We start from the raw sequence: 19,872 nt of genomic DNA, 5'->3' as shown, positions 1-19,872 counted from the left end.
CGGCGGGCGGTTCGTCCCGGTCCAGCGGCACGCGCCCGCCGAGGAGTCGAGGCCCGCCCGCGCCCGGGTCCGGACCCCGCCTCCGTCACGGACCCGGACCCGGCCGGCCTCCGCCCGGGCCTGAGCCGGGCCGTGTCAACGCGCGGACCCCGCCGCGGCGCGGGAGCGCTGCGACGGGGTCCGGTACCGCTGGTACTGCTGCTGGGTACTACGGGTACCGCAGGTACTTCAGGTGCATGAAGGATTCAGGCCGTGGCCGTGTCGGTGGTCGGCGTCGAGGAGACGTCGGCGGTCTCCTCGATGTCCTGGGCCGCCTGCTGGGCGGCACGAGCCGCCTTTTCGGCGGCCTGGGCCGACTTCGCGCGTTCGTCCGCGGCGGAGTGGATGGCACGCCACGCGGATTCCGCGGCCTGCTGCTCCGCCTCCTTCTTGCTGCGGCCGGTGCCGGTGCCGTACGAGACGCCTCCGACGCGGGCGGCAGCAGTAAAGACCTTCTCGTGGTCCGGGCCGGTCTCCGAGACCAGGTACTCGGGAACTCCGAGCCCCTCGGTCGCCGTGAGCTCCTGGAGACTGGTCTTCCAGTCCAGGCCGGCACCAAGATTCGAGGACTTCTCGATCAGCGGGTCGAAGAGCCGGTGGACGAGTTCGCCCGCCGCCTCCAGTCCCTGGTCGAGATAGACAGCGCCGATCACCGCTTCAAGGGTGTCGGCGAGGATGGACGCCTTGTCCCGGCCTCCCGTGCCTTCCTCGCCCCGGCCGAGCCGGATGAAGGAGCCGAGTTCGAGGCCGCGGCCCACTTCCGCCAGCGCACGAGAATTGACCACCGCGGCCCGCAACTTGGCCAGCTGGCCTTCGGGCAGGTCGGGGTGGGTGCGGTACAGCGTGTCCGTGACCACGAGGCCCAGTACGGAGTCCCCGAGGAACTCCAGACGCTCGTTGGTCGGCAGACCGCCGTTCTCGTACGCGTAGGAACGATGGGTCAGCGCACGCACCAGAAGGGCGGACTCGAGCTTGTAGCCGAGCCGCCCTTCCAGAAGCGTGTGGGACGAGGCTGTGTTGTCCGCCTTTTTCTTGGCGGTTGGATCCGCCTTGGCGTCAGACATCAGACCTCTCACCAGCCGCTCAGACCTCGAGGACCTGGCGCTTGTTATAGGTGCCGCAAGCCGGGCACGCGATGTGCTGCAGCTTCGGCTCGTGGCAGCGCTCGCACGCAACCAGGGTGGGGACCGCAGCCTTCCACTGCGACCGGCGGTGGCGCGTGTTGCTGCGCGACATCTTCCGCTTCGGAACAGCCACGGCTACTTCTCCTGCTTCTCGTCGACGCCAGGTTCGGCGCCGCTCAACTCGTCCTTCTCGCCATCTTCGAGTGAACCGGCGAGTCCCTGCAGTGCCGCCCAACGGATGTCGACGGCGTCATGGTGGTGCTCCGGGTCGTCCGCGAGCCGCGCTCCACACTCGGAGCACAGGCCGGGGCAGTCGTCCTGGCACACCGGCTGCATCGGCAGTGCGAGCACCACCGCATCACGCAGCACGGGTTCGAGGTCGAACAGGCCGTCCTCGAGGAAGAGCGTGTCCTCGTCGTCCTCGGCGTCGTCGACCGGCTCCGCCTTGGGGCGGCTCCGGTCATCGGCGTCAGGGTACGAGAACATCTCCTGGAAATCCGCTGCGAGCACCTGCTCGAGCGGCTCCAGACACCTTACGCACTCCCCCTTGGCCGATGCACGGGCGGTGCCTGTGACAAGCACACCTTCCATGACCGACTCCAGGCGGAGCACGAGCTCCATCGGGGCGTCTTCCGGCACTCCGATGACACCCTGGATCCCCAGATCCTTGGGAGCGTCGATCGTGCGGGTCAGGCGCTGGAGCGCGCCAGGACGCCGCCCCAGCTCGTGTGTGTCGAACACGAGAGGATTGCGGTGGTCGAGGCGGGCGTTCAGAGCCATTCCTGCTTTCGATCTTCGAACTCAAGGGGAACGCCGCCCTTGGTGTCCCGCGGGCAGCGTGGATCGCGGACGTACACGCGACCGAAGAGCCAGGATACTGGACCTTTCGCTCTCGGCCCAATCCGGTCCGTACCGCCGGTCTCGACCGACCGTACGCGCCCCTCCTGACCCGGCGGTCAGTGACCGCCGCGCCCCTGCTCGTACGCCCTCAGCTGCTCCGCGCTGATCATGCTGGTGTCGAAGAGGCTGGCCTCGTCGAGGGCGTGGTTCTGCTGGTCCATGGCATGGGCCTGCTGCTGGGCGTAGACCTGCTGCTGGCCCTGGTCGTACGCCTGCTGCTGGTCGTAGCCCTGCTGCTGGTAGGCGGCGTACGGGTCGGCCTGCTGGTAGCCGTACTCGTCCTGCTGCTGGGCGTACTGCTGCTGGTAGCCGTACGGGTCGGCCTGCTGCTGGTAGGCGTACGCCTCCTGCTGCTGCCCGTAGGACGGCTGGGCGGCGGGCTCCGGGGCCTGGGCGGGCCGCTCGGGGCCGTCGGCGAGCTCCGCGAGGCCGGCCAGGTAGTCGGCGTCGCTGGTGTGCGCGCCGGGCGTTCCGTCCTCCCCGAAGGCGCTCAGGTCGCCGAGGTCGTCGCTGGCGATCCGGCCGTGCAGCTTCTGCCGGCCGTGGCCGACGGCCTCCAGGGTCTTGGCGAGGACGGCCTCGAAGGCGCCGAGCTTGACGTCGACGTATTCGTCGGCGTTGCGGCGCAGGGTCTCCGGGTCGTAACTGCGCTCCGGGGCGTCCTCGTCCTCGTATCCCTGCTCGTCGACCCCCGGGCCGGTGCCGAGGAGCTTCTCGCGGCCGCGGCCGACGGAGCCGAGGGTCTTGGTGAGGACGACCTCGAAGTTGGCCAGCTTGGAGTCGACGTAGTCGTCGGCCTCGGCGCGGACCTCCTCGGCCTCCTGGCGGGCCTCTGCGAGGATGCGGTCCGCCTCGTTCTGCGAGCGGCGGGCGACCTCGGTGTCGGAGATCAGTGAGCCCCGCTCGGCGTGCGCGGTCTCGATGATCCGCTCGGCCTCCTGACGGGCCCGCTCGACCATCTCCTCGCGGCCGCCGATCAGCTCCTGCGCCTGGGCGAGGGAGCCGGGCAGCGCCTGGCGCACCTCTTCCAGCATCGACAGCAGGTCGGCGCGGTTGACCACGCACGAGGCCGACATGGGCATGGAACGGGCACTGCCGACCGCCGCGACGATCTCATCGAGCTTCTTCTGCACGTCCACCGTGTGCTCGCCACTCTCTACAGCTGTGATGGAGACGGACGGGTCGACTGTACGACCACTCCCGCACCGTCCGACACCGGGTGACGGACTGTCAGTCACTCAGTCCTGGCCCAGCCGCTCCTTGAGGGCCGCCAGGACCACCGGCGGCACCAGATGGGAGATGTCGCCGCCCCAGTTCGCGACTTCCTTGACCAGCGAGGAGGACAGGAAGCTGTAGGTGGGGCTGGTCGGGATGAACAGGGTCTCGACGCCCGAGAGGCCGTAGTTCATCTGGGCCATCTGGAGTTCGTAGTCGAAGTCGCTGACCGCGCGCAGGCCCTTGACGATGGCCGGGATGTCCCGCTGCTTGCAGTAGTCGACGAGGAGGCCGTGGTAGGCCTCGACCTGGACGTTGCCGAACTCGGCCGTGACCTCGCGGATCAGCTCGATCCGCTCGTCGACCGTGAACAGGCCCTTCTTCGACTGATTGATCATCACCACGACGTGCACCACGTCGTAGAGCGGGGAGGCTCGGGCGATGATGTCGAGGTGTCCATTGGTGATGGGGTCGAATGACCCCGGACAGACGGCGCGGCGCAACAGTGGTCCCTCGCTCTCCGGTCCGGTCATCGTGCGTCTTCGCACGTAGAGGCGGCGCGACCGTACCAAAACGTGCCCTCGCCGTATCGACGGGCCCTGACGGCTTCGAAACCGTCCGGCCAGCCGAATTCACCGCCTCTGGTGCTGCGCTCCACGGTGACGAGCGCATCCTCCGCGAGCCAGCCCCCGGTCCGGAGTGTGAGCAGGATCTCCCGAAGATCGTCGTCCGGGACGACGTACGGAGGGTCGAGGAAGACCAGGTCGTACGGTGCCTCCGGCGCCGCCGTCCGGACGATCTGCTCCGCTTTGCCCGCCCTGACCTCGGCGCCGGGCAGGCCGAGCGACTTCACGTTGTCTCGGATGACCTTGGCCGCACGGGCGTCCGCCTCGACGAGCAGGGTGTGTCCGGCGCCGCGGCTGAGGGCCTCCAGGCCGACGGCGCCCGAGCCCGCGTACAGGTCCAGCACGCGCTCACCCTCCAGCGGGCCGCCGAGCAGGGACTGCCAGGTCGAGAAGAGGCCCTCGCGCGCCCGGTCGGAGGTGGGGCGGGTGCCGGTGCCCGGCGGGACGGCCAGACGGCGTCCGCCGGCCCGGCCGGCGATCACGCGGGTCATGAGGGTCCTTTGCGCTGGGGGTGGGTCGGTTCCTCCCAGTCTCTCAGCCGTCGGCCGGTCGCCGCCGCTCAGCCCTTGTCCAGGTACTGCTCCCGTTCCTCGTCCAGCAGGGCGTCCAGGGCGGTGCGCAGGCCGGGGATGCCCTTGAGGTCAGGGTCGGCCGCGACGACCGCGGTGGCCTCCTCGCGGGCCTCCGCGATGATCTCCTCGTCCTCGATGACGGCGAGCATGCGCAGGGAGGAGCGGACGCCGGACTGGGCCTGGCCGAGGACGTCGCCCTCGCGGCGCTGTTCGAGGTCGATGCGGGAGAGCTCGAAGCCGTCCAGGGTCGAGGCCACCGCGTTCAGCCGCTGACGCGCCGGGCTCGCCTCCGGCATCTCGGAGACCAGCAGGCACAGCCCGGCCGCCGAGCCACGGCCGACGCGGCCACGCAGCTGGTGGAGCTGGGAGACACCGAACCGGTCGGCGTCCATGATCACCATCGCGGTGGCGTTCGGCACGTTCACCCCGACCTCGATCACCGTCGTGGCGACCAGGACGTCCGTCTCACCCGCGGCGAAGCGGCGCATGACGGCGTCCTTGTCGTCCGGGTGCATCCGGCCGTGCAGGACTTCGACCTTGAGGCCCTGGAGGGGGCCCTTGGCGAGCTGGGCCGCGACGTCGAGGACGGCCAGCGGCGGGCGCTTCTCCGCGTCGTCCTCGGGGGTCTTCTTCTTGGCGCCCTTCTTCGGGTCGTCGTCCTCGTCACCGATGCGGGGGCAGACGACGTACGCCTGATGGCCGTTCTCCACTTCCTCGCGCACGCGCTCCCACGCGCGCGTGAGGAAGTGCGGTTTGTCCGCGGCCGGGACGACATGGCTGACGATCGGGGAGCGCCCGGCGGGAAGCTGGTCGAGGACGGAGGTCTCCAGGTCGCCGAAGACGGTCATCGCGACCGTGCGCGGGATGGGCGTGGCGGTCATCACCAGGAGGTGCGGGGGCTGCTTGCCCTTGCCGCGCAGGGCGTCGCGCTGCTCGACGCCGAAGCGGTGCTGCTCGTCGACCACGACCAGGCCCAGGTCGTGGAACTGCACCTTGTCCTCGATCAGCGCGTGCGTGCCGATGACGATCCCGGCCTCGCCGGTGACCAGGTCGAGCAGCGCCTTCCGGCGGCCGGCCGCTCCCATGGAGCCGGTGAGCAGCACGACCTTCGTGGAGTGCTCGGCCCCGCCGAGCATGCCGCCCTCGGCCAGCTCGCCCATCATCTCGGTGACCGACCGGTGGTGCTGCTGGGCGAGCACCTCGGTGGGAGCGAGCATCGCGGCCTGCCCGCCCGCGTCGACGACGGCGAGCATGGCGCGCAGGGCCACCATCGTCTTACCCGACCCCACCTCCCCCTGGAGGAGCCGGTGCATCGGGTGTTCGGTGGCGAGGCCGTCGAAGATCTCCTTGGAGACCTTCCGCTGGCCGTCGGTGAGGGTGAAGGGCAGTTTGGCGTCGAAGGCGGTCAGCAGGCCGTCCGGTGCGGGGACGCGGGCGACGGCCGGGAGCTGGGCGTCGGCATGGCGGCGGCGGGCCAGGGCGACCTGGAGGACGAACGCCTCGTCCCACTTGAGGCGGGCGCGGGCGTCGTGGATGTCGGCCTTGGTGTGCGGGCGGTGGATCTTGAGGAGGGCCTCGGGGAGGGTGACCAGGCCGCGGCCGTCCCGCAGCGAGTCCGGGAGGGGGTCGACCGCTTCCTGGGCGCTCGGCAGCACCGTCTGCACGGACTTGGCGATCTTCCAGGACTCCAGCTTGGCGGTGGCCGGGTAGATCGGGATGAGGGCGCCCGCCCAGCTGTCGACGCTCTCCACGGCCTCGTCGCCGTCGCCGCGCAGCAGTTCGTACGCCGGGTGGGCGAGCTGGAGACGGCGGTTGAAGACGGACACCTTGCCGGAGAACATCGCGCGGGTGCCCGGCAGCAGGTCCTTGTGGGGCTTGTGCACGCCGTGCCCGAAGAAGACCAGCTGGAGGCGGCCGCTGCCGTCCGTGATGGTGACTTCGAGGCGCTGACCCTTGCCGCGGGGCGCCTTGGACGAGGCGAAGGTGGCCAGGCGCGCGTCGGCGACCTGGGCGACCACGGTCACGTGCTCGTCCAGCGGCAGGTCGGCGAGGTGGGTGAGCTGCCCGCGCTCCTCGTATCTGCGGGGGTAGTGGTGCAGCAGGTCGCCGACGGTGTGCAGGCCGAGGTGCTCGGCCATCACCTTCGCGGTGGCGGGACCGAGCGCCTTCTTCAGTGGTTCTTCGAGCACGGGCACGAGATCCATTGCACACCACGTCACTGACATCGCCGTATACGTCCCGGAAATCCGCTGGTCAGACGGCTCGTTCCGGGCCTAGGATGACGCGCTCCGGCCCTCTTCGCGGTCACCGTCCCCCGGGACCGCCCGACCCCGCGCCGTCGCACGTCCCCCCACCCACCGGCGCAGCGACGATGGACTCCCAGACCTCACAGCCGTCCCAGGCCTCCCCGTCTCCTCATACGTTCCAGGTCGACCTGCGCGGTCTGGTCGACCTCCTCTCCCATCACCTCTACTCCAGCCCCAAGGTCTATCTGCGCGAACTGCTGCAGAACGCCGTCGACGCGATCACCGCGCGGCGCGCCGAGCAGCCGGACGCCCCCGCCACGGTGCGCCTGTACGCCGAGGGCGGCACCCTGCGGGTGGAGGACTCCGGCGTCGGGCTCACCGAGTCCGACGTGCACAGCCTGCTGGCGACGATCGGCCGCAGCTCCAAGCGGAACGACGGCCTGGAGTCGGCGCGTTCGGACTTCCTCGGCCAGTTCGGCATCGGCTTGCTGGCGTGTTTCGTCGTGGCCGAGCGCATCCGGGTCGTCAGCCGCAGCGCCCGGACGCCCGACGCGGCGCCCGTCGAGTGGACGGCGGCCGACGACGGCTCGTACACCGTGCGCACCCTGCCGCAGGAGGCGCGCACCGAGCCGGGAACCACCGTGCACCTGGTGGCCCGCGCCGGGGCCGGCGAGTGGCTGAGCGAGGAGCGGGTCCGATCGCTGGCACGCGACTTCGGGGCACTGCTGCCGTACGACGTGCGGGTCGGCGACGAGCCGATCGCGGACCTTCCCGCGCCCTGGGACCGGCCCTATCCGAGTCCCGCGACCCGGAGGGTCGCCCTGGCCCGGCACTGCAACGAGCTGTTCGGGTTCACTCCGCTGGACTCGATCGACCTGGACGTGCCGGTCGCCGGGATCCGGGGCGTGGCCTACGTGCTGCCGTCGGCGGTCAGCCCCGCCCAGCGCGCGAGCCACCGCGTGCACCTGAAGGGCATGCTGCTCACCGAGCGGGCCGAACAGCTGCTGCCCGACTGGGCGTTCTTCGTGCGCTGCGTCCTCGACACGGACAGTCTGCGGCCCACCGCGTCACGTGAGTCGCTGTACGAGGACGAGACCCTCGCCGCCGTACGGGAGGCGCTGGGCGAGCGCATCCGGTCCTGGCTGACGGGGCTCGCGGCCGGCGATCCGGAGCGGCTGGCGGCGTTCCTGTCGGTGCACCACCTGGGTGTGAAGTCGCTGGCGCGGCACGACGCGGAGATGCTGCGCACGATGCTGCCGTGGCTGCCCTTCGAGACGACCGACGGACGGCTGTCCCTGGAGGAGTTCGCGCAGCGGCACCCGGTGGTGCACTTCACGCGGACCGTGGAGGAGTACCGGCAGGTCGCGCCGATCGCCTCCGCGCAGGGCGTCGGGGTCGTCAACGGCGGCTACACGTACGACAGCGAGCTGATCGAGGCGTTGCCGGGCGTGCGCCCGGGTACGGTCGTCTCGGAGCTGGACGCGGACACCGTGACGGCTCACCTGGACGCGGTGGACCCGGCCGAGGAACTGGCCCTGTCGGCCTTCCTCGGGGTCGCGCGGGCCAGACTCGACCCGCTGAACTGCGACGTGGTCCTGCGCGCCTTCCACCCCATGTCGGTGCCCGCCCTGCATCTGGACGACCGGGCGGCCCGCCACGAGCAGGCCCGCGCGGAGGCCGAGGAACATGCCGACGACCTGTGGGCGGGCATTCTCGGCTCGCTGCGCGGCAGCGCCCCGCGCGCGCGTCTGGTCCTCAATCACCTCAACCCGCTGATCCGCAGGATCAGTTCGCTCGGTGAGCCGGACCTGATCGGCACCGCCACCGAGTCCCTCTACGGTCAGGCCCTGCTGATGGCCCAGCGCCCGCTGCGGCCCGCGGACTCGGCGCTCCTCAACCGCGCCTTCATCGGCCTCCTGGAGTGGGCCACCCACACCGACCCCGGAAAGGACGACCGCCGATGAACCCGGCCATGGACTTCGACACACTGCGCCGGGCGATGGCGGACAACTACGAACAGCCGGAGGGGCCCGGCCGCAACGCGCGCGCGGAGCAACTGCTCGTGGAGGCCGAGCGGCTGCACATCCCGCTCGCCGTCATCGAGGCGCTCGGACACCAGCTGAAGGTCTACAACTACAGCTCCGAGAAGGGCAAGATGTTCGTCCCCTTCGCGCGCCTGCTGCGCATGTGGGACGAACACCCCGAGGACTTCGACGAGTTCGAGATCCACTCGCTGCACTGGGTCTTCAAGTGGATGTCGGCGGGCATGCTCAACCAGCCGCACGTTCCGCTCGCCTCCATAGAGAAGTGGCTCGGCGAGATGGAGCGGCGCTACCGCCTCGCCGGGCACTCCGAACGGGCCGTGCGCAGCGCCGAGTTCAGCGTCGCCGCCCACCTGGGCGACCTGGAGCGCGCCGAGCGGGCGTACACCGCCTGGATGGCCGCGGACCGCGACTCCATGGCCGACTGCCACGCGTGCGAGCTGCACGGGCAGGGGTCGTGGCGGGCGGTGCGCGGTGCGGACCCTGAGGCGCTGGAGCTGTGGGCGCCGGTGCTGGAGGGCGAGTACACCTGCGCCCACGAGCCGCACACCGTCCTCGCGTCCTCCCTGCTGCCGCTGCTGCGCCTCGGGCGCGTCGACGAGGCGCGCGCCCATCATCTGCGTGGCTTCCGGCTGGTGCGGGCCATGGAGAGCATGCGGTCCGCGTACGCGGACCATGTGGAGTTCTGCGCCCTCACCGGCAACGAGGCGCGCGCCCTGGAACTGCTCGCGGAGCGCCCGGCCTACTTCACGGACTCCGGGGACCCGCGAAGCAAGCTGGGCTTCATGGCGGTGGTGGCGCTCACCATGGACCGCCTGACCTCCCGCGGACTCGGCGGGCAGCCGGTTCCCGGGCCGGCCGGGCGGGTGTGGACGGCGGCGGAACTCGCCGTGCACGCGCGCGGGGAGGCGCTCGCGCTGGCCGCGCGGTTCGACGCCCGCAACGGCACTTCGTACGTCAGCGAGCGGGCCCTCGCGCGCATGGACCAGCCCGCCCTCGTCGACCGGCTGCCGCTGGGCGTGCGCTCCGCGCGCCCAGCAGGCACCGGACCTCACCCGTCGGCTCCGGTGGCCGCTCCCCTGCCGCAGGCCGGGGCCGAGGCCGCCGAACCGGGCCTGGACGCGCTGCTCGCCGAGGCCCGACGGCTCTCGGCGCGGCGGAACCCGGACGCGGTGGAGGCATGGGCGGCGGTCTCGCGCGCCGCCGAGGGCCAGGAGCTGGAGGTCCGCGACCGCGCGGAGATCGCCGATCACGCGGCGATGGGCCGCGGGCCGCAGGGCGCCGGACTCTTCCACCGGGCCGCCGAGCTGTACGCCGAGGCGGGCGACCCGGGCGAGGCGCTGGCGGCCCGTTCCCGTGCCGCGTACGTCCAGGCGCTGTCCGGCGGGGCCGCGGAGTCCCTGGACATCGTCGCGGAGCTGCGCGAGCAGGTGCTGGCGCTCTTCGCGGAGGGCGGGACGGAGGTGTCGCAGACGGCGTCCGTGCTGGTGGGGCGGGCGCGGACGCTGCTGCATCGGGTGGACGAGCTGGAGGCCGGTCCCGAGGACGGACAGCCGCCCGCCGGCTCCGGCTCCGGCTCCGAGGGCGATGTCATGGTCGCCGCGGAGGAGGCCGCGCGGGAGTTGCTGGCTCTCGCGGAGCCGCACGCCGGGGACGATGTGGCGCTGGCGTCGCGGGCCGCCGAGGCGTACGCGATGCTCGGCGAGCTCGCGGCCCGCGCGAATGACGCCGAAGGGGCCGCCGAGTTCCTCACGCGGGCCGTCGAGGGGTTCGTGGCGGCGGGGCTGCCGTGGTTCGCCGTCGAGTACGACTCCCGGCTCGCCGGGATCGCGATGCACCTCGGCGACACGGAGACGGCGGAGCGGGCGACGCGCGCGGCGCTGGACCACGGAGGTTCGCACCTGGAGCCGGCGGGCCACGCCCAGCTGCATCTCCGGCTCGCCGAGATACTCGCCGCGACCGGGCGGTTCGGCCCCGCTTCGGAGCATGCCCTGGAGGCCGCGCACTGGGCCGACGAGGCGGGCGAGGCCGCCACGTTCGGGGCCTGGGCACGCCACCAGCTCGGTGGTTTCCTGCTCCGCCGGGGACGATGGGCGGAGGCCGCCGAGGTCCTGGAGTCGGCGCTGCCGGACCTGACCGGCGAGATGCACGGCGACGGCGCGATCGTGCAGACGCGCTGGTGGCTCGGCGACTGTCTCACCGAGCTCGGCGGACACCGCGAGGCCGCCGAGCACTGGCTGCGCGCCGCGGACATCGCGCGGCACTGGCCAGAGCAGCGCGACCACGCGACGCTCGCGCACCTCGCGGCCGAGGCTCTCGGGCACGCCGGGATGACCGCCCAGGCGGATCAGGCGTACGCCCGTGCGAGCGACCTCTGGCGCGAGCTGGGCGACGTCCACGGGCTGGTCCGGACGCTCCGGGCACGCGCGTGGGGCACGGCCTGGCTGGACGGGAGGCTCGACGGGGCGCGGGAGCTGATGGGAGCGGCGGTCCAGGAGTGCAGGTCCGCGGTGGAGAACTGGGCGGCTGCGCCGGTCTCGCCGGAGGCGGGACACGCGGGCGTGCCGGACGACTCACGCGAGGCCGGGACCGGGACCGTCGGCGGGGACGAAACGCGTACCGCCGTCGGGACCGGGGCCGAATCCGCGGCCCGCCTCGGGACGGGGACCGGGACGGAACCCGGATCGGCGGCCGAAGCGGAACCCGAGACCGGAGCGGAACCCGAGACCGGAGCAGAAACCGAAGCAGAAACCGACTCCGGATCCGGGGCCGGAATCGAAGCCGGGGCCGACATTGAAGCCGAGGCCGGCATCGAAGCCGGGACCGACATCCAGGCCGGGGCCGACCACGGGCTCGAAGACGAACAGGCGCGCCGCAGGATCGTCGCCGAACTCGGGCACACCCACCGTCAGTTCGGGGATCTGGTGGCCCGTTCCGTGCCGAACGACGCGGAGGCGGGCGTCTCGCGGGAAGCGTTCGAGGAGGCCCTCGGGCACCTCACCCGGGCGATCGCCGTGTTCGCCTCCCTCGGGGACGCCCTGCTCGACGCCCGGACCGGCGCCGAGTTGGCGGCCGGCCGGCTGGAGGCCGACCTGGGGCGGCACGAGTCCGCCACGGCACGCGCGCAGCTGGTCCTCGCCGCGTGCGCGCGGCTGGACGGGGAGGTCGCCGGGGCCCGGCGGGCCGAGGCCGAGAAGATGCTCACGCTCGTGGAGAGGGCCGGCGAGGCCTGAGCACGCCGCCCCTGACGGCCGGGTCCGCGTGAGGCCGGCCGGGGGTGCCGCGCGGCGGTTCGTTCGCGGGGAACCGGGCGCGTACGCGCCGCGCAGGGGCCGGGGACCTCCCGCCGGGTCTCACGGCGGGCCGGCGGAGGTGCCCGAGGCCTCGGAATCGGCGTCGTCGCCACCCCGGATCGCCTCCGCCGCACGGCGCAGTTCGTCGAGCACCGTCCGGACGGCCTTCCGTGCCGCGCGTTCGGGACGGTGGAGCACGTCGATGCGGCGTACGGCGTGCACCCCGCTGAGTGGTCTGAGGACCAGGGCGGGATGCCGGCGCGTGGTCCAGCGGGGCATCAGGGCCAGCCCGCCGCCCGCGGCGACGGTCTCCGCGACGACCGCGAACTCGTTGATCCGGTGGACGATGTCGAGCCGTCGGTTCGCGGCCGCCGCGATGGCGTCGATGGTGGCCATCAGCGGGAATCCGTCGTGCACGGTGATCCAGGGCCGGTCCGCGACATCACGGGGCGTCAGGCGTTCTTCGCGGGCCAGCGGGTGGTCGGCCGGCATGGCGACGTCGAGCGGTTCACGCAGCAGCGTGGTGGCGGTCACGGTCCGCGGCCACGGCGGCGCGTGCGCGAGGTGATGCGCGAGTACGAGGTCGTAGTCCCGCGTCAGCCGGGGAAAGTGGTCCTGCGCCACGTCCTCGTCGGCGAGCGAGAGCCGCGGGGCCCGCGGGCCCCGGCCGCGCAGGAGGATCGGGAAGAAGGTGGCGCCCGCGCTGTGGAAGGCGGCCAACGACACGTCCCCGGCCGGCTCGTCGACGAACTCGTCCACGCAGTGCCGCGCTCGGGCGAGGGCGCTCTCCACCTCGATCGCCGCGCCCGCGAGCGCCCGCCCGGCGTCCGTCAGCACCAGCCGTCGTCCGTCGCGTTCGGTGAGCGGGACGGGGATCGAGCGTTGCAGCAGGCGCAGGTGCTGGGAGATCGCCGAGGGGGTCATCAGCAGCGCCTCCGCCACGGCGGTGACACTGCCCAGCTCACCGAGTTCACGCAGGATCCGCAGCTGCCGCTCGTTCATCCGCTCATTGTAGTGATGCTTAAAAGACGCTGAAGAACTTCGCTCTGGGCTTCAGGGTCGGCGTGGGGGAGCGTGTGGGACGTGTCCAGAGTCCGCAGCACCGACGCGGTGCTCCTCCTCGTCGCCGCCGTCTGGGGTTCCAGTTATCTGGCCGCCAAGACAGCCACCTCGGCGCTCCCCGTCCTGCTCGTCCTGTTCGCCCGGTACGGCATCTCGGCAGTCGCCTGCTTCGCCCTCGTGGCCGCCCGGCGCCGGACCAGGCGCTGTACGCGAGACGAGCTTCGTGTCGGGGCGGCGCTGGGGGTCACTCAGGCGGCGGTCCTGGTCCTGGAGACGTACGGGGTCGCGCACACCAGCGCGGCCAACGCGGGACTGCTCATCAGCCTCACCGTCGTCCTCACCCCACTGCTGGACCGCACGTCCGGCGCTGCGGGGCTGCCGCTTCGCTACTTCGCCGCCACCGGCCTGTGCCTGCTGGCTGTCGGGCTCCTGGTGTCCGGCAGCGGTTTCCACTCACCCCGGAGCGGTGACCTGCTGATCCTCGCCGCCGCGCTGGTCCGCGCGGCCCACGTGGCGCTCGTGGGACGGCTCACGGCCCGTCACACCGTACGGCCGTTGCACGTCACGGCCGTCCAGACGGCTCTCGGCACCGTCCTGTTCGCGGTGCCCGTAGCCGGCACCCTGCCGACGCTGGGCACGGTCGACGCCGCGGGCTGGGCGCAGCTTCTCCATCTCGCCCTGTTCTGCAGCGTGTTCGCCTTCCTCGCCCAGACCTGGGCGGTGCAGCGCGGTTCCGCCAGCCGGGCCAGTCTGCTGCTGGGCACCGAGCCGGTCTGGGCCGTCGCCGTCGGCATCGGCCTGGGCGGTGAACACCTCACGGCCCTCACCGCCCTCGGTGCCGTGCTCATGGTCGCCGGAACGTACTGGGGGCAGGCCGTCGAACGCGCCCACCGGGCGGTCGCACCCGGGGAACACCCCCGGCGGGACGCGGTTCCCGCGAGCGTCTGAACGCCGGCGCGGGCGGCGTCCCGCTGCCTGCTACTCGACCCCGATCAGCAGCAGCGCGCCCTGGCGTCCGCCCCGGTACACCACGGTGTCGACCGCGAGGTACGACTCCCGTACCCGGGACTCAAGGTGCGCGGCGATGGTCTCGGGAGCCTCGTCGCCCACGACGAGGGTGACCATCTCACCGCCCGCCGCGAGCATGCGGTCGAGGACGGTCTCCGCCGTGGTGGTGAGGTCGGCGCCGATGACGGCGACATCGCCGTCGATGAGGCCGAGGACGTCCCCGGCCTGGCAGATGCCGGCCATGGTCCAGGACTGCCGCTCGGCGACGGCGACCTCGGCGTAGCGGGTGGCGCCGGCCGCCGAGGTCATCGCGACGACGTCCTCGTCGAAGCGGCGTTCCGCTTCGTGCACGGCCAGCGCCGCGATGCCCTGCACGGCGGAGCGGGTCGGGATCAGGGCGACCCGGACGCCCTCGGCGCGGGCCTGTTCGGCGGCTGCCGCCGCGGTGTGCCGCAGGTCGGCGTCGTTGGGCAGCAGCACCACCTCGAGCGCGTGGGCCCGTCGTACGGCCTCCACGAGCTCCCCGCTGGCGGGCGGCTCCCCGGGCCTGGCCAGCACGGTGGTGGCCCCGGCCTCGGTGTAGAGCCCGGCGAGGCCCTCGCCGGGCACGACGGCCACGACGGCTCGCTGCGCCCGTTCTCTCGGCGGACGCCCGGCCCCGGCCCCGGTGTGCACGTCCCCGAGCCCGAAGTGGGTGATCCGGATCCGGTGCGGCCGCCCCGCCTCGACTCCCGCCTCGACGGCCGCGCCCGCGTCGTCCACGTGCACATGGACGTTCCACAGGCCGTCGCCGCCGACCACGACGAGGGAGTCGCCGAGTCCGTCGAGCCGGTCCCGCAGACGGTCCACCGCGGCCTCCTGCGCTTCCAGGAGGTAGATCACCTCGAAGGCGGGGTGTCCGTCCTCCGCCGACCTGTCCGCACAGACGTCGGCCGCGTCGGCCCTGCCCGTCCCGTCCCGCGCCGCCGACACGTCGGCCGGCCCGTCGGCCCCGTACACGCGCTGACCGGGACGCCCGCCCACGGCGGATCGGCCCGTGCCGGTGGCCCGGGTGGTCCCGGTGGCCCCGGGACGGGCGTCCAGGGTGTCGGCGGTTCCGGACGCCGGGATGCCGGCCGTACCGGTCCCGCCCATGGCGTCGGGAACGGTCTCCTTCCCCGGCTCGTGGAGGCCGGCGGGTCCCACGAGCGTCCTCGGCGCCTCGCCCGTGAACGTCTCCACCAGGGCCGCGAGCACCGCCACCAGTCCCCGCCCGCCCGCGTCGACCACACCGGCGCGCTCCAGGACGGCGAGCTGCCCGGTGGTCGCGGTGAGCGCGGCGCTGGCTCCTTCGTAGGCCGCGAACGCGATCGTGCCGCAGTCCCCCTCGGCGCCGGAAACCGCGTCGGCGGCCGCCGAGGCGACGGTGAGGACGGTTCCCTCGACAGGGTGCGCGACGGCCTGGCGGGCCAGGTCGGCGGCGTTCCGCAGGGCGAGGCCCATCCCCCGGCCGTCGGTGTGAGCGGTCTCACCCTCGGCGGCGAGCACCTGGGCCATGCCCCGCAGCAGCTGCGCGAGGATGGTTCCGGAATTGCCCCGGGCCCCGATCAGGGCTCCGTGCGCCATCGCCCGCGCGGCGTCGGCGAGGGAGACACCACACCCTCCGGCCGCCCCCGGCCCTTCGGTGGTCCCGGCTCCTCCGGCGGCCCCGTTCCCCCCGGCGGCCCCGGGCGCCCGGGCGGTCACCGCCTCGTATCCCGCGAACACCGCCTCGACCGCGGCCGCCGCCGACTCCACCGTCAGATACAGGTTCGTCCCGGTGTCGCCGTCCGCAACCGGGTAGACATTGATCGCGTCGATCTCCTCGCGCGCGCGGCCGAGGGCCTCCAGCGCGAGCCCGCACCAGGTGCGCACCGCGAGAGCATCGAATGTCTGCGGCACCTGCGGCACCTGCGCCTCCTTGAGCTGCTGGACGTGGGACGCAGCGTAGACCCAGAAAGGGTTACTGCCGGTAGAGGGCCCTGAGGAGGGCGGAGTGGCAACCGGCCGGTCATGGTAGTTTCGTTCTCCGGACGCAGTCGTTGTATGCTGCTCCAGTTGCCCGATCCGATCGGGCCATCCCCCTGGCACCGCCACTCAGATCCTAGATCTTGATTCTCGGCATGCCGGGATCAACCGTAAGTGCATCTGAAGTTTTTGGAGTGACCCGTGGCTGCCAACTGCGATGTCTGCGGCAAGGGGCCGGGCTTCGGCAATAGCATCTCCTTTTCGCACCGCCGTACGCCGCGTCGCTGGAATCCCAACATCCAGCGCGTTCGTACCGTGGTCGGCGGGACGCCGAAGCGCGTGAACGCTTGCACCTCGTGCATCAAGGCCGGCAAGGTCACGCGCTGACAACCGCTAGCGCGCGGCCACTGCTGGTACGTCTGCACTGAGCCCGTCCACCTCACGGTGGGCGGGTTTTTTGCCGCCCTCGTTCGTTCCCTCACCTGCGCCACCTCCCGCTCACGGGGTTTCAGGTGACTTCGTGGGGCTTCACAGGCTTCGTGCGGCTTCACGCGACGCCCTTCCCCCTGGCAGGAGCACTCCGCCCGCTGCCAGAATCTGTCCAATGCGCTTCGGCATCCTGGGCCCCCTCGACATCCGCACCGAGGACGGCGGCCCGCTGGACCCCGGCGGACCCCGGCCCCGCGCCCTGCTCACCCTGCTCCTCCTCGACGCGGGGCGGACGGTGTCCACCCGGCGGCTCACCGACGGCCTGTACGGCGCCGAACCGCCGGCCGGGGCGGCCAACGCCCTCCAGTCCCAGATCTCCCGGCTGCGCAAACGGCTCGGCACCCCTCCGGAGATCGAGGCCACGCCGGCCGGTTACCGCATGCTCGTCTCCCCCGACTCCGTGGACGCCCACCGTTTCGAGCGCCTGGCAGGTGAGGGGCGCACCGCCCTCACAGGCGGCGATCACGTGGCTGCGGCCGGCCTTCTCCGGGAGGCGCTCGCCCTGTGGCGGGGCCCCGCTCTCGCCGACCTCCCGGACGCGCACGGCCAGGCCGCCCGCCTCGACCAGCTGCGGCTCGCCGCCTTCCAGGACCGCGTCGACGCCGACCTCGCGGTGGGCGGCGGCCCGGAACTCGTACCGGAGCTGCGCGAGCTGATCGGCTCGCATCCACTGGGCGAGCGGCTCTACGGGCAGCTGATGCGGGCCCTGCACGCCGACGGGCGGCCCGCCGAGGCACTCGCGGTGTACGAGGAGGCCCGCCGTACGCTCGCCACCGAACTCGGCGCCGATCCGTCGCCCGAACTGTCCGCGCTCCACCGTGAACTGCTCCGGGGCGCGGAGCCCGCCCGGCGGCGCCTTCCGGCCCAGCTGACCCGCTTCATCGGCCGCGAAGCCGAACTCCGGCACGTCGGGGATCTCCTCGCCGGGGCCCGTCTGGTGACGCTCACCGGACCGGGAGGAGCCGGAAAGACCCGCCTCGCGATCGAGGCGGCCCGCGCCCGCGCCGGGGCAACGATTACCCGCACCCGCACCCGCACCCGCTCCGGCACCAGCACCAGCACCAGCACCAGCACCAGCAGCCACAGCCACAGCCACAGCCAGGTAAACGCTTGCGCAAGCGTTTACGCGGACGTTTGCGTCGTCGAGCTGACCGACCTCACCGACGGCTCCCGGATCCCGTACGCCGTCCTCACCGCACTCGGTGTCCGCGAGGGACTCCGTACGCCTGCGAGCGACACCACGCGACGGCTCCTCGCCGCGCTGGAGGACCGTGAGCTGCTGCTGGTGCTGGACAACTGCGAGCACCTGGTCGAGGAGGCGGCCCAGGTGGCCGCGCTGCTGCTCGGCGCCTGCCCCGGCGTGCGGATCCTCGCGACCAGCCGGGAATCGCTGGGCATCACGGGAGAGGTGCTCTGCCCGGTGCCGCCGCTGCCGCCGGAAGCCGCGGTACGGCTCTTCGTCGACCGGGCGGCGGCCGTGCGGCCGGGTTTCGCGGGACACGCGCGCGTGGCCGGCATCTGTGCCGCGCTCGACGGGCTGCCGCTGGCCATCGAGCTGGCCGCCGCCCGGCTGCGCACCCTCACCCCGGACGAACTCGCCGACCGCCTCGGCGACCGCTTCCGCGTACTGTCCCGGGGCGACCGCACCAAGGCGCCCAGGCATCGCACACTGCGGGCGGTCGTGGAGTGGAGCTGGGACCTGCTGGACGAAGAGGAACGCGGGCTGGCGCGGCGGCTGACGGTGTTCTCCGGGGGCGCGACCCTCGCCGCGGTCGAGGCCGTGTGCGGCGTGCCGTATCCCGAGGACCTGCTGGCCTCCCTGGTGGAGAAGTCACTGCTGGAGGCCGTCGACGGGCGCTACCGGATGCTGGAGACCATCCGCGCGTTCGCCGCCGAGCACCTGGAGTCGGCCGGTGAGGAGGACCTGCTTCGGGACGCGCACGCCCGGTATTTCCTCGTCCTGGCCGAGGAGGCGGAACCGCGTCTGCGAAGTGGTGGACAACTCCCCTGGCTGGCCCGGCTGAGCGCGGAGCGCGGAAACCTGGACGCGGCCCTGCGCCACCTCGTCCGCGCCGACCCGCGACGGGCCCTGCTCCTCATGGCCGCCCTGTCCTGGTTCTGGCGTCTGCGCGGGCTGCACGGCGAGCAGGTGCCGCTCGCCCGCGAACTGCTGGCGGCCCTCGGCGAGGCCCCTCCACGGGGCATGACCGAGGAGTACGTCCTGTGCCTGATCAACACGGTCGATACGGTCTCCGGCGACGGCGGTCCCGTCGCCCAGCGGCACCTGGAGCGGGCCGCCGCCCTGCTCGCCACCCTGGCCGGACCCCTGCGGCTGCCCTTCGCCCTCGTGATGTGGTCGGTCGCGGACGGACCGCGGAACGTCACCGACGACCATGTGCGCCGCCAGGCCGGTGACGCCCCCTGGGGGCTGGCCCTGCTGGAACTCGGCGACGGCCTCCAGCAGTTGTTCGCGGGGCGCCCCGATGCCGCCGAAGCGGCCTTCACCCGGGGACTGACCGGGTTCCGGGCCACCGGATGCCGCTGGGGTCTGGCCGGCTGCCTCGACTGGCTGGCGCTGCTGGCCGACGTGCGCGGCGAGCACCGGCGGGCCCTGGCCCTCATCGACGAGGCCCTGACGTACGTACGGGAACTCGCGGCGTCGGAGGAGACCGGTGACCTGTTGCAGCGCCGGGCCACCGTCCTCCTGCATCTGGGGGACCTCGAAGGAGCGGCCGCGCACTACACGCGCGCCGCTTCCCTGGCCCGAACCGCCGGAGCCCCGGACAAGGTCGCGGCCGCGCACCGGGGTCTCGGCGACACGGCCCGGCACCACGGGGACACGGCACGCGCGCGCGTGCACTACGAAAGCGCCCTGGAGACGTGCGCGCGGAACTGGTTCAGCGTCGGCGAGTCCGTGCGGATCCTGATCGGACTGGGCCGCACCGCCCTCGCCGAGGGGCAGGCCGACGAGGCCCGCGACCGGTTCGCCCGGGCCGGCGCCCTCGCCCGCGAGATGCGCGGCGGACTCGAACTCGCCGACGTGGCCGAGGCGTCGGCCGCGGTCGCCGGGGCTCCCGAACAGGCTGCCGTCCTGCTCGGCGCGGCCCTCGCCCTGCGGGGCTTCGCGGCCGACGGCGACCCCGAGATCGTCCGTACGAGGGACCGCGTGAGAAGTCAGCTCTCGGCGGAGGCGTACGACAAGGCCTTCCGGAAGGGACGGAGCCTCGGGGCGACGGCGGTCAGCGAACGGTAGGCGCACGGTAAGCGCCT

The 19,872-nt window shown here is 72.7% G+C and carries 14 protein-coding genes; 5 read left to right on the top strand and 9 right to left on the bottom strand.

Annotation, left to right across the window (positions count from 1 at the left end):
- Positions 1-245 precede the first annotated feature (245 nt).
- The 7 genes from rnc to recG all read right to left on the bottom strand — a co-directional run bounded on the left by rnc (position 246) and on the right by recG (position 6,680).
- On the bottom strand, positions 246-1,103 hold the full coding sequence (gene rnc, locus ACFYW8_RS27415; RefSeq protein WP_389081631.1) for a ribonuclease III: 858 nt from the start codon (positions 1,101-1,103) through the stop codon (positions 246-248).
- A gap of 19 nt (positions 1,104-1,122) precedes the next feature.
- Positions 1,123-1,296 carry a 50S ribosomal protein L32 gene (gene rpmF, locus ACFYW8_RS27410; protein WP_006139588.1) on the bottom strand — a complete coding sequence of 58 codons (174 nt, stop codon included), beginning with the start codon at positions 1,294-1,296 and terminating at the stop codon, positions 1,123-1,125.
- Positions 1,297-1,298: 2 nt separating this feature from the next.
- Positions 1,299-1,943 (bottom strand): DUF177 domain-containing protein, encoded by a 645-nt coding sequence (locus ACFYW8_RS27405; protein ID WP_365873213.1) that lies wholly within the window; start codon positions 1,941-1,943, stop codon positions 1,299-1,301.
- A gap of 176 nt (positions 1,944-2,119) precedes the next feature.
- A complete protein-coding gene (locus ACFYW8_RS27400) occupies positions 2,120-3,202 on the bottom strand; it encodes an ATP synthase F0 subunit B (RefSeq protein ID WP_365873211.1) in 1,083 nt (360 codons plus the stop codon).
- A gap of 99 nt (positions 3,203-3,301) precedes the next feature.
- Positions 3,302-3,781, bottom strand: coding sequence for a pantetheine-phosphate adenylyltransferase (gene coaD, locus ACFYW8_RS27395; RefSeq protein ID WP_261708304.1), 480 nt, complete (start codon positions 3,779-3,781; stop codon positions 3,302-3,304).
- A 26-nt stretch (positions 3,782-3,807) separates the two neighbouring features.
- A complete protein-coding gene (rsmD, locus tag ACFYW8_RS27390) occupies positions 3,808-4,395 on the bottom strand; it encodes a 16S rRNA (guanine(966)-N(2))-methyltransferase RsmD (RefSeq protein WP_365873209.1) in 588 nt (195 codons plus the stop codon).
- Between the two features lie 68 nt (positions 4,396-4,463).
- Positions 4,464-6,680, bottom strand: a complete 2,217-nt coding sequence (gene recG, locus ACFYW8_RS27385) for an ATP-dependent DNA helicase RecG (RefSeq protein WP_389081616.1) — start codon at positions 6,678-6,680, stop codon at positions 4,464-4,466.
- 167 nt (positions 6,681-6,847) lie between these two features.
- Here recG and ACFYW8_RS27380 point away from each other — a divergent pair, with 167 nt between their 5' ends.
- Both ACFYW8_RS27380 and ACFYW8_RS27375 read left to right on the top strand, forming a co-directional pair.
- Positions 6,848-8,686: an HSP90 family protein gene (locus ACFYW8_RS27380; protein ID WP_389081610.1), complete on the top strand. Its 1,839-nt coding sequence runs from the start codon at positions 6,848-6,850 to the stop codon at positions 8,684-8,686.
- Positions 8,683-11,997, top strand: coding sequence for a tetratricopeptide repeat protein (locus ACFYW8_RS27375; protein ID WP_389081605.1), 3,315 nt, complete (start codon positions 8,683-8,685; stop codon positions 11,995-11,997). Before ACFYW8_RS27380 ends, ACFYW8_RS27375 begins: the two co-directional genes overlap by 4 nt.
- A gap of 120 nt (positions 11,998-12,117) precedes the next feature.
- On the opposite strand, the gene ACFYW8_RS27370 is transcribed toward ACFYW8_RS27375, so the two are convergent.
- A complete protein-coding gene (locus ACFYW8_RS27370; RefSeq protein ID WP_389081600.1) occupies positions 12,118-13,059 on the bottom strand; it encodes a LysR family transcriptional regulator in 942 nt (313 codons plus the stop codon).
- Positions 13,060-13,140: 81 nt separating this feature from the next.
- On the opposite strand from ACFYW8_RS27370, the gene ACFYW8_RS27365 reads away from it, so the two are divergent.
- The gene (locus tag ACFYW8_RS27365; protein WP_389081595.1) at positions 13,141-14,067 is read left to right on the top strand and encodes a DMT family transporter; all 927 of its coding nucleotides are present in this window, start codon (positions 13,141-13,143) and stop codon (positions 14,065-14,067) included.
- A gap of 30 nt (positions 14,068-14,097) precedes the next feature.
- On the opposite strand, the gene ACFYW8_RS27360 is transcribed toward ACFYW8_RS27365, so the two are convergent.
- Positions 14,098-16,056 carry a DAK2 domain-containing protein gene (locus tag ACFYW8_RS27360; RefSeq protein WP_389081590.1) on the bottom strand — a complete coding sequence of 653 codons (1,959 nt, stop codon included), beginning with the start codon at positions 16,054-16,056 and terminating at the stop codon, positions 14,098-14,100.
- A 258-nt stretch (positions 16,057-16,314) separates the two neighbouring features.
- Here ACFYW8_RS27360 and rpmB point away from each other — a divergent pair, with 258 nt between their 5' ends.
- The gene (gene rpmB / locus ACFYW8_RS27355; protein ID WP_261708252.1) at positions 16,315-16,500 is read left to right on the top strand and encodes a 50S ribosomal protein L28; all 186 of its coding nucleotides are present in this window, start codon (positions 16,315-16,317) and stop codon (positions 16,498-16,500) included.
- Between the two features lie 217 nt (positions 16,501-16,717).
- Positions 16,718-19,855: a BTAD domain-containing putative transcriptional regulator gene (locus ACFYW8_RS27350; protein ID WP_389081582.1), complete on the top strand. Its 3,138-nt coding sequence runs from the start codon at positions 16,718-16,720 to the stop codon at positions 19,853-19,855.
- Positions 19,856-19,872 lie beyond the last annotated feature (17 nt).

It is taken from the genome of Streptomyces sp. NPDC002742 (genome assembly GCF_042888885.1).
Lineage (GTDB): Bacteria > Actinomycetota > Actinomycetes > Streptomycetales > Streptomycetaceae > Streptomyces.
Note: the sequence above shows the minus strand (reverse complement) of the source record. Positions and strands in the feature narration are given on the sequence as shown.